This is a genomic window from Oxalobacteraceae bacterium OTU3CINTB1, from assembly GCA_024123955.1.
Lineage (GTDB): Bacteria > Pseudomonadota > Gammaproteobacteria > Burkholderiales > Burkholderiaceae_D > Rugamonas.
Map to the genome: position 1 here is coordinate 2,067,483 of CP099652.1, position 12,936 is coordinate 2,080,418.

Genomic DNA, 12,936 nt, shown 5'->3' on the forward strand with positions numbered 1-12,936 from the left:
TAACGGAACGCGCCGCTGCGGGTTTTTGTCCCATGATGGAGTCTCGTGATTGTGCTTCATTAATCTGAAGGGGAGATTACTATGCGAAACATAACGATTGAACGGCGCGGCACGTCCCGGGCCGGGAGCGGCCGGCCGCGTTGGCGCGCCGCAGCCTTGGTTACCGCCGCAGCCCTTGCAGGCTCGTGGCTGGCCGTGCGCAACCGTGCCGCCAAGGCCGAGCGCGACAATCCGCCCGCGGGCCGCTTCATCGAGGTCGACGGCGTGCGCCTGCATTACATCGAACAGGGCGAGGGACCGGTGCTGCTGCTGTTGCACGGCACCGTGGTGACGGCCGACGATTTCCGGGCCAATGGGCTGTTGGACCAACTGTCGCGCTCGTACCGCGTGATCGCCATCGACCGCCCCGGTTTCGGCTATAGCGAGCGGCCGCGCGACACCAGCTGGACCCCGTGCGCCCAGGCGCGGCTGATGGCCGAGGCGCTGCGCCAACTGGGTGCCGACCGCTATCTGGTGCTGGCCCACTCCTGGGGCACGATGGTAGCGCTGGAGATGGCCCTGCGGGCGCCGGACAAGGTCCTCGGCCTGTTGCTGCTGTCGGGCTACTATTATCCGAGCGCGCGGCTCGACGTGCCGCTGGCCGCGATGCCGGCCATTCCCGTGCTCGGCGACCTGATGCGCTTTACCGTGTCGCCGCTGCTGGGGCGCCTGGCCTGGCCGCTTGCTGCCAAGGGCATGTTCAGCCCGAGCGAAGTGCCCGAATCGTTCCGCCGCGAGGACCCGTGGATGCTGCTGCGTCCCGTCCAGGTGCGCGCCACCGCCGACGAGGCGTCGCTGATGGTGCAGGCGGCCGCCGCGCTGGAGCAGCGCTACGGCGAGCTGCGCCTGCCGTTATTGATCATGGCGGGCAAGAACGACCGCGTGATCGATCCCGAGAGTCATTCGGCGCGGCTGCACAAGGACGTGCCGCACAGCGAGTTGACCTTGTTGCCCGACGTCGGCCACATGATGCAGCACCTGGCGCAGAACGAGATCGTCGCCGCCGCCAAGGACTTGGCCGAACGGGCAGGCATGTCGGCGTCGGCGGGGGTGAACGGCGCCGCCCGAGTTCTGCAGGAAGCCGCGCCGCCGATGTGACCGGACAGGGCGGCGTTGCCGGTTGCCGTCCGACAGCTTTGCATGATGTATCCTTGCCAGATGGTGCAAATGACGGATTTGTAATCCAAATCCGCCTTCGAACATCGGACAATGGGCGTCATGAAAATACTGGTGGTGGAAGACGAGCCCAAAGCGGGCGATTATCTGGTCAAGGGCTTGCGCGAATCGGGCTACGTGGCGGACCTGGCGCGCAACGGCGTCGACGGCCTGGCGCTGGCGCTGGGACACGACTACGACCTGATCGTGCTGGACGTGATGCTGCCCCAAATGGACGGCTGGGCGGTGCTGGGCAAGCTGCGCGAGCGCAAGCACACGCCGGTGCTGTTCCTGACCGCGCGCGACGATGTCGCCGACCGGGTCAAGGGGCTGGAGCTGGGGGCGGACGATTACCTGGTCAAGCCGTTCGCCTTTGCCGAGCTGCTGGCGCGCATCAAGACCTTGATGCGGCGCGGACCGGTGCGCGAGGCCGACGTGGTGCGCGTGGCCGATCTGGAGATCGACGTGCTGCGCCGCCGCGTCACGCGCCAGGCCCAGCGCATCGAGCTGACGGCCAAGGAATTCGCGCTGCTGCACCTGCTGGCCAAGCGCCAGGGCGAGGTGCTGTCGCGCACGCAGATCGCGTCGATGGTGTGGGACATGAATTTCGATTCCGACACCAACGTGGTCGATGTCGCGATCCGCCGGCTGCGCGCCAAGATCGACGATCCGTATCCGGTCAAGTTGATCCAGACGGTGCGCGGCATCGGTTATCTGGTCGAGGAGCGCGCGTGACGGTGGCAGGGACCGCGCCCGGGGCGCGCAGGCCGCGTCCGCTGTCGCTGACCTTGCGGGTGGCGCTGCTGCTGTCGGCGGTGGCGGTGGCGACCTTCCTGGCCGTCGGCGCCTACCTGTACCAGACCCTGGCCAGCCAGATGGCCGAGCGCGACGATATCGAGTTGATCGGCAAGGTGGCGCAGATCCGCCGCATCCTGGCCGAGCTGCCGTCGCCGCAGGCGATCGTGCAAAATCCCCGTCCGCTGACGGAGGCCCTGTTCGGCCACGACGATTTCATGCTCAGCGTCAGGAGCCCGGACGGCATGACCTTGCTGCGCACCTCGCTGACTTCGCGGCCGCTGCCGCAGGTCGAGCGCGTGCCGCCGAAGCAGCCCCTGACCCTGGCCGACGTGCACGACTGGACCCCGGCCATGGGCACCGGCCGCATGGTCAGCGCGGTCGGGCTGGTGGGCGCGGACGGCCAGCCGGTGCAGATCACCCTGGCGCGCGAGCGCTCGGACCGGCTGCGCATCATGCGCAATTACGCGGTCGACCTGTTCGTCGCCTTGTGCGTGGGTGCCACCCTGGCGGCCTTGCTCGGCTACGCCATCGTACGCCACAGCATGCGACGCTTGCGCTCGGTCATCGGCAAGGCCAACGACATCAACACCAGCCGCCTGAACACCCGCCTGTCGGTGGAGGATGCGCCGGTCGAGCTGCGCGAAATGGGGCAAGCCTTCAACGCCATGCTCGACCGGCTGGAGGACGGCGTGCAGCGGTTGTCCGGCTTTGCCGCCGACCTCGCGCACGACCTGCGCACGCCGGTCAACACCTTGATGATGGAGACCCAGGTGGCGCTGTCGCGTCCGCGTACGGTGCAGGAATACCAGGCGCTGCTGGCCTCCAACTTCGAGGAATACGAGCGGCTGGGGCGCATGATCGAGAACACGCTGTTCCTGGCGCGGGTCGACAACGCCCAGTTGGGCCTGCGGCGCGAATCGGTCGACCTGCGCGCCGAGCTGCAACGGCTCCATGACTATTTCGAGATCCTGGCCGACGATGTCGGCGTGCGGCTCACGGTCGAATCGCCGCAACTGCGGGCCGAGGCCGATCCGATGCTGTTGCAGCGCGCGGTGGGCAACCTGGTGTCGAACGCGATCCGCCACACGCCGGCCGGGGGCGAGGTGGCCTTGTCGGCGCGCGCTACGGCCGACGGCGTGGAATTGGCGGTCAGCAACACCGGCCCCGGCATCGCCGCCGAACATTTGCCGCATATCTTCGACCGTTACTACCGGGCCGATGCGGCCCGCTCGGACCGCGCGCACTCGGCTGGGCTGGGCCTGTCCATCGTGCGCGCCATCATGGAATTGCATGGAGGTAAGATCCGGGTCGACAGCGTGCCGGGCGCCAGCACGGTTTTTTACCTGTCGTTTGAAAAAACGCAAAATATTTAAGAAAAGCCGTCGATTTGGTTTGTGCTGCTTCGTCGTGGAGGTAGAGTGGGATGTCTCACTCGGTTCCACCACACTTAGGAGATCACTATGACTGCACAAGTAGAACCCGTCCCCCGCGACATGCATACGGTCACCCCGCACCTGGTCTGCGACGGCGCGGCCGACGCCATCGAATTCTATAAAAAAGCCTTCAACGCCGTGGAAACGGCCCGCATGCAGACGCCGGACGGCAAGATCATGCACGCGAGCGTGCGCATCGGCGACTCCCATGTGATGCTGGTCGACGAGTTTCCCGATTACGGCAGCGTCGGCCCCAAAAAACTCAATGGCAGCCCGGTGACCCTGCACGTCTACGTGCCGAACGTGGACCAGGTGTTCGAGCAGGCGGTCGCCGCCGGCGCCACCGTGCGCATGCCGGTGGAGAACCAGTTCTGGGGCGACCGCTACGGCCAGGTCGTCGATCCGTTCGGCCACAACTGGTCGATCGCCACGCACGTCAAGGACATGTCGCCGGAAGAGATGGGCGAGGCGATGCAGGCGATGAACCCTGAATGCGGGCCACAATCATGAGATTCATGATCATCGTCAAAGCCACCGAGGAGTCGGAAGCGGGCAAGATGCCAAGCACCGAATTGCTGACCGCCATGGGCAAGTTCAACGAGGAACTGGTCAACGCCGGCGTGCTGCTGGCGGGCGAGGGCCTGCAACCGAGCGCCAAGGGCGCGCGCATCCGCTACGAGGGCACCCAGCGCACCGTCATCGACGGGCCGTTCCCGGAGACCCGGGAGCTGGTCGCCGGCTTCTGGCTGATCCAGGTCAAGTCGAAGGAGGAGGCCATCGAATGGATGAAGCGCTGTCCGAATCCGTCCGACGGGCCGTCCGAGATCGAGATCCGCCAGGTGTTCGAGCTGGAGGATTTCGGCGACGCCGCCACACCCGAGGTCGTAGCGCAGGAAGAAGCCTTGCGCGCACGCTTGTGAAGCTGCTACCTTAGTATTCAACGACTACTAACATCTTCACAGGAGCAACAATGGAATTCATGGTACTGCGCCGCGCCAACCAGAGCACGGAGCGGGGCGAGCAGCCGCCGGCGCTCGAGCCGGGCGTTTTCCTGCGCCCCAGCACCGAGGCGGTGCGCCTGACGCGCCGCGACGGCGAGTGGCTGCAGAGCACCGGCCCATTTTCGCCCAAGGAGCTGGTCGCCGGTTTTACCCTGGTCGAGGCGGCCTCGCGCGAGGACGTCATCGAGCAGGTGCGCTGGTGGCCCCTGTTCGACAGCGGCGCGGTCTATGAAATCCGCGATCCCGGTTGCGTCGGCGGCTGCCACAGCATCGACGAGCGCGGCACGGTGCTGGGCAACATGCCGCAACGCGACGTCGCGCTCAAACGCTATGTGGTATTCCTGCGCTCGGACGTCGAGGCGGAGGCCGACCTGATGCCGCCGGCCGAAGTCATCGATCGCATGAACGAAACCAACGAGGCGGCCGTGCGCGAGCGCGTGCTGCTGGCCGGCGCCGGCCTGCGCGGCACCGGCACCGGCGCGCGCGTGCATTTCGCCAATTCGAAAACCACCGTGGTGGACGGCCCGTTCACGGAAGTGAAAGAGTTGATCGCCGGTTATTGGATGGTGCAGGCCGCCACCCGCGAAGAAGCCACCGCCTGGGCCAAGGCGTATCCGTATCCGCACCCGGGCGACCTGACCCTGGAGATCCGCGAGGCGTGCGAGCGCATCGAACACCAGGAATTCACCCCGGAGATGCGCGCCGCCGAGGAGCGCCTGCGCGCCGAACTGCTGGAAGCGGGCCTGCGCGGCGCCTTCAGCAAGAAGAACCGTGGCCTCTGACGTCGCCCGGATCGTCGAGGCGGTATGGCGGATGGAATCCGCCAAGATCATCGCCGTGCTGGCGCGCATGCTGCGCGATGTCGGCCAGGCCGAGGAACTGGCGCAGGACGCGCTGGTGCTGGCGCTGGAGCGCTGGCCCGAGAGCGGCGTGCCCGAGCAGCCGGCCGCGTGGCTGACCACCGTCGCCAAAAACCGCGCGCTGGACGTGCTGCGGCGGCGCCAGCTGCATCAGGAAAAGGAGCCGGCGCTCACCTACGAAATCGAAGGCACGTTGCAGGACGCCGCGCCCGACCTGGAGGCGGCGGTGGCCGACGCGCTGGAAAACGACATCGGCGACGATCTGCTGCGGCTGGTGTTCGTCGCTTGCCATCCGATTCTGCCGACCGACGGCCGGGTGGCGCTGACCTTGCGCCTGCTGGGCGGCTTGAGCACGGAGGAGATCGCTCGCGCCTTCCTGGTGCCGGAATCGACGGTGGCGCAGCGCATTGTGCGCGCCAAGCGCACCCTGGCCGAGGCCAAGGTGCCGTTCGAGGCGCCGCGCGCGCACGAGCTGGTCGAGCGGCTGGCGTCGGTGCTGCAGGTGGTCTATCTGATTTATAACGAGGGCTATTCGGCCAGTGCCGGCGCGGACTGGATGCGGCCGGCGCTGTGCGAGGAAGCGCTGCGGCTGGGACGCATCCTGGCCGAGCTGGCGCCGCAGGAGCCGGAGGTGCATGGGCTGGTGGCGCTGATGGAGATCCAGTCGTCGCGCGCCCGTGCCAGGGTGGGGCCGGGCGGCGAGCCGATACTGTTGCTGGAGCAGGATCGTTCGCGCTGGGACCAGTTGCTGATACGGCGCGGCTTGTCGGCGCTGGCGCGGGCCGAGCGAACCGGCCGGGGGCTGGGGCCGTATGGCGTGCAGGCGGCGATCGCCGCTTGTCATGCGCGGGCGCGGTTGGCAGGCGATACGGACTGGGGGCGGATCGCGGCGTTGTATGACGCGTTGTCGCAGCTGGCGCCGTCGCCGGTGGTCGAGCTGAACCGGGCCGTCGCGGTGTCGATGGCGTTCGGGCCGGAGGCGGGGCTGGAGGTGGTGGACGGCTTGCTGGAGGTGGCGGCGCTGAAAAATTACCATCTGCTGCCAAGCGTGCGCGGGGATTTCCTGGCCAAGCTGGGGCGCAATGACGAGGCCAGGGCGGAGCTGGAGCGCGCCGCGCAATTGACGCAGAACGAACGCGAGCGGACGTTGCTGCTGGCGCGCGCCGGCCAGCTGCGCATAAAGACCTCGGGGACACGTAGGGGGGATTAGGCGGAACGCCGTAATCCACCATTGTATGCGCTGCCGCAACGCATGCATGGCGGATTACGCTGCGCTAATCCGCCCTACGTGTTTCCGAGGTTTTTCCACGGCCAATGGCCGAGGTTATGCGTCCGTCAGCGTCGCTTCCAGCACCTTCACCAGCGCCTCGATGCCATCGGCATCGGTCCGGTCGAAACGGTTCGGCAGCGGGCTGTCCAGATCGAACACGCCGACGATTTCGCCGTCGGCGCCGCGCACCGGCACCACCAGCTCCGAGCGCGAGTTCACATCACAGGCGATATGCCCCGGGAACGCATGCACATCCGGCACGACAATCGATTTACCCTCCACCACCGTGGTGCCGCATACCCCGCGCCCCTTCTTGATGCGGATGCAGGCCGGCTTGCCCTGGAACGGTCCGAGCACCAGCTCGTCGCCCTTGAGGAAGTAAAACCCGGCCCAGTTCAAGCCCGGCATGCTGTTGAACACCAGCGAACTGAAGTTGGCGGTGTTGGCGATCAAGTCGCTCTCGCCGTGCACCAGCCCGGTCAGTTGCGAGCGCAGGTCGTCGAACATGGCGCGCTTGGCTTCCGGCGTGTCGGTGCTGTAGGCGGTGTCACTGAGGGTGAAAGTCATAATATTCTGATAATCAATTGTGTCGATTGAGGGTCCGCGAAGCGCGGGTAGGCTTCGGCCAAGCCGCTATGGTAGCCCAAGCGGGCAAGACGCGCAGCAGACCGTCCGCCCTCCTACGGTAATTTAGGCAGTCTCCGATGGCGCGTGCCTGCCATGCAGGCTACTCTTGTCGCAGTGCGTCACGACGTCCAGGGGCGCGTCTTTTACCAATTAAAACGGAAACTTTATGTCGACCAGAAAAAAGAACGCCGACTCACAGCGTCAGGGCAAGCCAAAAAATAATGACAAGCAAGAACAGCAGCAACAGCAACCACCACCACGACACACCGGCAGCGAGGGCGGACCTGTACAGCCAAGCCCAACTGTAAGAGGCCTCGACCTCGCCGCCATGCTGATGATAGGCGACGAACATGTCGTCATCAACGGCCAGGAAGACGACAACATCAGCTTCATGGCGGAGTTTATCGATCCCTCATGAAGGTGCGCTGCCTGACAGACGCGGGCATGGGACGGGCGACAGAATCGGCTATCGTGGCTAAACGCCGTTTTCTGAAAGCTGTTCATGTCCACATCCACATCAACGCCATCCGACTTGGTGGTCGTCCGTAAGGAAGGCCTGTATTGCGTGCCCGGCCAGTTCTACATCGACCCTTGGCGGCCGGTGGAACGCGCCGTCATCACGCACGCCCACGGCGACCATGCCCGGGGCGGCCATCAGCACTATCTGACGGCCGAGACGGGTGTGAACGTCGTGAAGTCGCGCCTGGGCCCGATCCACATCGAGGGCCTGGCCTATGGCGAGCGGGTGGTGCACAACGGCGTGACGATCTCGCTGCACCCGGCCGGTCACGTGCTGGGCTCGGCACAGGTGCGCATGGAGTACCAGGGCCAGGTGTGGGTGGCGTCCGGCGACTACAAGGTCGAGGCGGACAGCACCTGCACGCCGTTCGAGCCGGTGCGCTGCGATACCTTCATCACCGAATCCACCTTCGGCCTGCCGATCTACCAATGGCAGCCGCAGCAGGAAGTGTATGACGACATCAACGACTGGTGGCGCGCCAACGCCGAGCAGGGGCGCGCCAGCGTCATGCAGTGCTACAGCTTCGGCAAGGCGCAGCGCATCCTGAGCGGACTCGATCCCGATATCGGCCCGATCATCTGCCACGGCGCGGTGCAGACCCTGAACCAGGTCTACCGCGACGACGGCGTGTGGCTGCCGCCGACCGTCATGGTCGGCGAGGTCGACAAGCAGGCCATCGGCCGCGCCATGGTCATCGCGCCGCCGTCGGCCGCCGGTTCGCCGTGGATCAAGCGCTTCGGCGACTTCAGCGACGCCTTCGCCAGCGGCTGGATGCAGTTGCGCGGCGCGCGGCGCCGGCGCGGCGTCGATCGCGGCTTTGTGTTGTCCGACCACGCCGACTGGCCGGGACTGATGCAGGCGATCTCCGCCACAGGCGCCGAGCGCGTGATCGTCACCCATGGCTCGATCCCGGTGCTGGTGCGCTGGTTGCAGCAGCAGGGCTTGCAGGCCAGCGGCTTCGACACCGAATACGGCGACGACGAGGCCGACGAAGTCGCGGCCGCCGGCATTGCGGCGGACCCCGTGGCGACAGCCGCCGCCCGGTCGGATAACCCGGTCACCGCGACGGAAGGAGCCGCCGATGCGTGATTTTGCCCGTCTCTACGCGGAACTCGACGAAACCACCTCCACCAGCCGCAAGCTGGCGGCGTTGCAAGCCTACTTCACCAGCGCGGCGCCGCAGGACGCGGCCTGGGCGGTGTACTTCCTGGCCGGCGGCAAGCCGCGTCAGGCGGTGCCGACCAAGCTGCTGCGCCAGTTCGCCATCGAATACTCGGGCCTGGACGACTGGCTGTTCGACGAGTGCTACCACGCCGTCGGCGACCTGGCCGAGACCATCGCCCACATCCTGCCGCCGCCGAGCCAGCCGAGCGACATCGGCCTGGCCGACTGGATCGAGCTGGGCATCGCGCCGTTGCGCGGCGCCGCGCCGGAAGCGGTGCGCTCCGCGCTGCTGCTGTACTGGGACCAGCTCGACACGCGCGAGCGCTTCCTGCTCACCAAGCTGATCGGCGGCGGCTTCCGCGTCGGCGTGTCGCGCTTGCTGGTGACGCGCGCACTCAGCGCCATCGCCAACCTCGACAGCAAGCTGGTGGCGCAGCGTCTGATGGGCTGGACCGACGGCAGCGTCAGCCCGACGGCGGCCGGTTTCCTGCAATTGATCGCCGCCCATACGCCGGAGGAGCACGCGCAGCGCGGCGGCCAGCCGTATCCGTTCTTCCTGGCGCACGCGTTGCTCGACCGCGAACCGGCCTCGCTGGGAGAGTTGTCGGACTGGCAGGTCGAATGGAAATACGACGGCATGCGCGCGCAGCTGGTCAGCCGCGAAGGCCAGAACTGGCTGTGGTCGCGCGGCGAGGATTTGATCACCGAGCGCTTTCCGGAACTGGCCGCGCTGCGCCTGCCCGACGGCGTGGTGATCGACGGCGAGATCTTGATCTGGCATGGCGGCAACGCCCCGGCGCCGTTCGCCGACCTGCAAAAGCGCATGGGGCGCAAGCAGGTGTCGGCGCGCCTGCTGGGCGAACTGCCGGCCGTGCTGGTGGCCTACGACCTGCTGGAGATGGACGGCCGCGACCTGCGCGAGCTGCCGCAATCGGAGCGCCGGCGCATGCTCGAACAACTGGTGAGCATGCTGCGCGCGCAGCAGGCGGCGCCGCAGCTGCGCCTGTCGCCGCTGATCACGGCCGACAGCTGGGCGCATCTGGCGCAAATCCGCGAGGAATCGCGCGAGCGCGGCGTCGAAGGCATGATGCTCAAGGCGAACGACGCCAGGTACGGCGTGGGCCGCACCAAGAACGTCGGCACCTGGTGGAAGTGGAAGATCGATCCGTACAGCGTCGACGCGGTGCTGATCTACGCGCAAAGCGGCCACGGGCGGCGCGCCTCGCTGTACACCGACTACACCTTCGCCGTCTGGGAACAGGAAGATGGTGGCGAGCGCAAGCTGGTGCCGTTCGCCAAGGCCTATTCCGGCTTGACCGATGCCGAGATCGCCAAGGTCGACCAGGCCATCCGCAAGACCACGGTGGAAAAATTCGGGCCGGTGCGCAGCGTCACGCCCAGCATGGTGTTCGAGATCGGCTTCGAAGGCATCGCCAGCTCGCCGCGCCACAAGTCCGGCATCGCCGTGCGCTTTCCCCGCATCCTGCGCCAGCGCGACGATAAATCGATCGACGAGGCCGACACGCTCGACACGCTGAAAAGCCTGCTGGCCACATCATGAGCGGGCTGCCCGGCCCGGTGCCAGCGAAGCTCAAGACCACGGCGGCGGTCGCGCAAACGAAGGCGTGGTTCGCCACGCGCGGCTGGAGCGTGTTCCCGTTCCAGCGCGAGGTGTGGGCGGCGGCGGCGGCCGGCCAGTCCGGGCTGCTGCACGCCAGCACCGGCGCCGGCAAGACCTACGCGGTGTGGTTCGCCGCGTTGCAGCGCGCGGCGGCCGTGGCAAAACCCAAGGCGGGGCTGAAGGTGTTGTGGATCACGCCGATGCGGGCCCTGGCCGCCGACACCTTGCGGGCGCTGCAGGAGTCGCTGGAGGCGCTGCCAGGGCTTGCGGCCGGCGGCAAAACCGGCTGGCAGATCGAGGCGCGCACCGGCGACACCAGTTCCGCACAGCGCGCCCGCCAGAACAAGAAACTGCCCGACACCCTGATCACCACGCCCGAAAGCTTGACCCTGCTGCTCAGCAAGGCGGAGGCGGCCACCCAGTTCGCCCAGCTCGACATGATCATCATCGACGAATGGCACGAGCTGATGGGCAACAAGCGCGGCGTGCAGACGCAGCTGGCGCTGGCGCGCCTGCGCATGTGGAATCCGGCGCTGCTGGTGTGGGGACTGTCGGCCACGCTCGGCAACCTGGACCAGGCCAAGCAGGCCTTGATGGCGGACGGCGTGACCGTCGAAGGCCACGTCGCCAAGGAGATCCAGGTTGACACCTTGATCCCGGCTAACCCGTCGCGCTTTCCGTGGGGCGGCCACCTGGGCATTCAGATGCTGGGGCCGGTCATCGCCGAAATCGAAAAGCACGCGACCACGCTGGTGTTCACCAACACCCGTTCGCAGGCGGAGCTGTGGTACCAGCACATGCTGGAGGCGCGTCCCGACTGGGCCGGGCTGATCGCGCTGCATCACGGCTCGCTCGACAAGGAGGTGCGCGACTGGGTCGAGCAGGGCTTGAAGCAGGGGCAGCTGAAGGCGGTGATATGTACGTCGAGCCTGGACCTGGGCGTGGACTTCCTGCCGGTCGAGCGCGTGCTGCAGATCGGTAGCGCCAAGGGCATCGCGCGGCTGCTGCAGCGGGCCGGCCGCAGCGGCCATGCGCCGGGAAGGATCTCGCGCCTGACCCTGGTGCCGACGCAAAGCATGGAGCTGCTGGAGGCGGCCGGCGCCAGGCAGGCGGTGGCCGCGCGCGACATTGAAGCGCGGCCGGTGCCGGACAAGCCGCTGGACGTGCTGGTGCAGCATCTGGTGACGATGGCGCTGGGCGGCGGCTTCCGCTCCGAAGCGCTTTACCAGGAGGTGCGCACCGCGTGGTCGTACCGCAACCTGGGTCCGGAGGAGTGGCAATGGGCGCTCGACTTCGTGGCGCGCGGCGGCCAGACCTTGGCCGTGTATCCGGAATACCGGCGCGTGCTGCCCGACGAGGAGGGCGTCTATCGCATGCCGGACCTGGCGCTGGGGCGACGCCACCGCATGGGCATCGGCACCATCGTTTCCGACAGTTCGCTGCAGGTCAAATACCTCAGCGGCGGGCGCATCGGCAGTGTCGAGGAATCGTTCATCTCGCGCCTGCGCAAGGGCGACCACTTCCTGTTCGGCGGCCGCATCCTGGAATTCGTCCGCCTGCACGAGATGACCGCCTACGTGCGGCGCGCCACCGGCGTCAAGAAGGGCGCGGTGCCGCGCTGGCAGGGCGGCAAGATGCCGATGTCGTCGGAACTGGCGCACGCGGCGCTGGAGCAGTTGCGCCTCGCCACCCTGGGCCGCTACGAGGGGCCGGAGATGCAGGCGATCAAGCCGCTGCTGGAAATCCAGCAGCGCTGGTCGGCGCTGCCGACGCCGGACACCACCGTGGTCGAAAGCATGCAGAGCCGCGAAGGCCGCCACCTGTTCATGTTCCCGTTCGCCGGGCGCTCGGTGCACATCGGGCTGGCGTCGCTGCTGGCGTGGCGGGTCGGCAAGGTGACGCCGGTGACGTTTTCGATCGCCGTCAACGACTACGGCTTCGAGCTGTTGGCGCCGCAGGAGATCGATTGGGCCGCGCTGATCGCCGCAGGCGATGGTGCAAAGGTCGGCCTGTTCAGCACCGAGCATTTGCTGGAGGACGTGCTGGCCAGCCTGAACGCGACCGAGCTGTCGCAGCGGCGTTTCCGCGAGATCGCCCGCATCGCCGGGCTGGTGTTCCAGGGCTATCCGGGACAGCCCAAAAGCGCGCGCCAGTTGCAGGCGTCGTCGTCGCTGTTTTACGCGGTGTTCACCCAGCACGACGCTGGCAATCTGCTACTCACCCAGGCCCAGCGCGAGGTGCTGGAGCAGGAACTGGAATTGAACCGCCTGCGCGATACATTAGAGGCGTTGCAAGCACGCCAAGTCAGTTATCATGGAACCAAGCGGGCGACGCCATTCGGCTTCGCGCTGATGGTCGAGCGCTTCCGCGAAAAGCTCACTACCGAAAAACTGTCGGATCGCGTCGCCAGGCTGGTGCGCGAACTTGAAAAGGCGGCCGGACCATGAC

At 67.0% G+C, this 12,936-nt stretch carries 12 protein-coding genes; 11 read left to right on the plus strand and 1 reads right to left on the minus strand.

The annotated features are described in order from the left end of the window. The first annotated feature begins 81 nt into the window (after positions 1–81). The 7 genes from NHH73_08995 (at position 82) to NHH73_09025 (ending at position 6,496) form a co-directional block, all read left to right on the plus strand. The gene (locus NHH73_08995) at positions 82–1,137 is read left to right on the plus strand and encodes an alpha/beta hydrolase (protein USX28401.1); all 1,056 of its coding nucleotides are present in this window, start codon (positions 82–84) and stop codon (positions 1,135–1,137) included. 120 nt (positions 1,138–1,257) lie between these two features. Continuing rightward, entirely contained in the window at positions 1,258–1,929 is a 672-nt protein-coding gene (locus NHH73_09000) for a heavy metal response regulator transcription factor (protein ID USX28402.1), read from the plus strand. After that, positions 1,926–3,365 (plus strand): heavy metal sensor histidine kinase, encoded by a 1,440-nt coding sequence (locus NHH73_09005; GenBank protein USX28403.1) that lies wholly within the window; start codon positions 1,926–1,928, stop codon positions 3,363–3,365. The genes NHH73_09000 and NHH73_09005 overlap by 4 nt, the downstream gene beginning before the upstream one ends. Positions 3,366–3,452: 87 nt before the next feature. Then, positions 3,453–3,935 (plus strand): VOC family protein, encoded by a 483-nt coding sequence (locus NHH73_09010; protein USX28404.1) that lies wholly within the window; start codon positions 3,453–3,455, stop codon positions 3,933–3,935. Next, entirely contained in the window at positions 3,932–4,345 is a 414-nt protein-coding gene (locus NHH73_09015) for a YciI family protein (protein USX28405.1), read from the plus strand. Before NHH73_09010 ends, NHH73_09015 begins: the two co-directional genes overlap by 4 nt. Positions 4,346–4,395: 50 nt before the next feature. After that, positions 4,396–5,208, plus strand: a complete 813-nt coding sequence (locus NHH73_09020) for a YciI family protein (GenBank protein USX28406.1) — start codon at positions 4,396–4,398, stop codon at positions 5,206–5,208. A gap of 31 nt (positions 5,209–5,239) precedes the next feature. Beyond that, complete coding sequence (locus tag NHH73_09025) at positions 5,240–6,496, plus strand: RNA polymerase sigma factor (GenBank protein ID USX29592.1); 1,257 nt, start codon at positions 5,240–5,242, stop codon at positions 6,494–6,496. A 114-nt stretch (positions 6,497–6,610) separates the two neighbouring features. Here NHH73_09025 and NHH73_09030 read toward each other — a convergent pair whose 3' ends face one another. Then, positions 6,611–7,123 carry a GAF domain-containing protein gene (locus NHH73_09030; GenBank protein USX28407.1) on the minus strand — a complete coding sequence of 171 codons (513 nt, stop codon included), beginning with the start codon at positions 7,121–7,123 and terminating at the stop codon, positions 6,611–6,613. A gap of 226 nt (positions 7,124–7,349) precedes the next feature. Here NHH73_09030 and NHH73_09035 point away from each other — a divergent pair, with 226 nt between their 5' ends. The 4 genes from NHH73_09035 (at position 7,350) to NHH73_09050 (ending at position 12,935) form a co-directional block, all read left to right on the plus strand. Beyond that, positions 7,350–7,601, plus strand: coding sequence for a hypothetical protein (locus NHH73_09035; protein USX28408.1), 252 nt, complete (start codon positions 7,350–7,352; stop codon positions 7,599–7,601). 84 nt (positions 7,602–7,685) lie between these two features. Further along, entirely contained in the window at positions 7,686–8,792 is a 1,107-nt protein-coding gene (locus NHH73_09040) for a ligase-associated DNA damage response exonuclease (protein USX28409.1), read from the plus strand. Then, positions 8,785–10,428, plus strand: coding sequence for an ATP-dependent DNA ligase (locus NHH73_09045; protein ID USX28410.1), 1,644 nt, complete (start codon positions 8,785–8,787; stop codon positions 10,426–10,428). The genes NHH73_09040 and NHH73_09045 overlap by 8 nt, the downstream gene beginning before the upstream one ends. Next, the gene (locus tag NHH73_09050) at positions 10,425–12,935 is read left to right on the plus strand and encodes a ligase-associated DNA damage response DEXH box helicase (protein USX28411.1); all 2,511 of its coding nucleotides are present in this window, start codon (positions 10,425–10,427) and stop codon (positions 12,933–12,935) included. The genes NHH73_09045 and NHH73_09050 overlap by 4 nt, the downstream gene beginning before the upstream one ends. Position 12,936 lies beyond the last annotated feature (1 nt).

What these genes read in the sequence shown, in the direction of transcription:
- NHH73_08995 (USX28401.1), top strand. Translation starts at nt 82, where the DNA reads ATGCGAAACATAACGATTGAACGGCGCGGCACGTCCCGGGCCGGGAGC.
- NHH73_09000 (USX28402.1), top strand. Translation starts at nt 1,258, where the DNA reads ATGAAAATACTGGTGGTGGAAGACGAGCCCAAAGCGGGCGATTATCTG.
- NHH73_09010 (USX28404.1), top strand. Translation starts at nt 3,453, where the DNA reads ATGACTGCACAAGTAGAACCCGTCCCCCGCGACATGCATACGGTCACC.
- NHH73_09015 (USX28405.1), top strand. Translation starts at nt 3,932, where the DNA reads ATGAGATTCATGATCATCGTCAAAGCCACCGAGGAGTCGGAAGCGGGC.
- NHH73_09020 (USX28406.1), top strand. Translation starts at nt 4,396, where the DNA reads ATGGAATTCATGGTACTGCGCCGCGCCAACCAGAGCACGGAGCGGGGC.
- NHH73_09025 (USX29592.1), top strand. Translation starts at nt 5,240, where the DNA reads ATGGAATCCGCCAAGATCATCGCCGTGCTGGCGCGCATGCTGCGCGAT.
- NHH73_09030 (USX28407.1), bottom strand. Translation starts at nt 7,123, where the DNA reads ATGACTTTCACCCTCAGTGACACCGCCTACAGCACCGACACGCCGGAA.
- NHH73_09035 (USX28408.1), top strand. Translation starts at nt 7,350, where the DNA reads ATGTCGACCAGAAAAAAGAACGCCGACTCACAGCGTCAGGGCAAGCCA.
- NHH73_09040 (USX28409.1), top strand. Translation starts at nt 7,686, where the DNA reads ATGTCCACATCCACATCAACGCCATCCGACTTGGTGGTCGTCCGTAAG.
- NHH73_09045 (USX28410.1), top strand. Translation starts at nt 8,785, where the DNA reads ATGCGTGATTTTGCCCGTCTCTACGCGGAACTCGACGAAACCACCTCC.
- NHH73_09050 (USX28411.1), top strand. Translation starts at nt 10,425, where the DNA reads ATGAGCGGGCTGCCCGGCCCGGTGCCAGCGAAGCTCAAGACCACGGCG.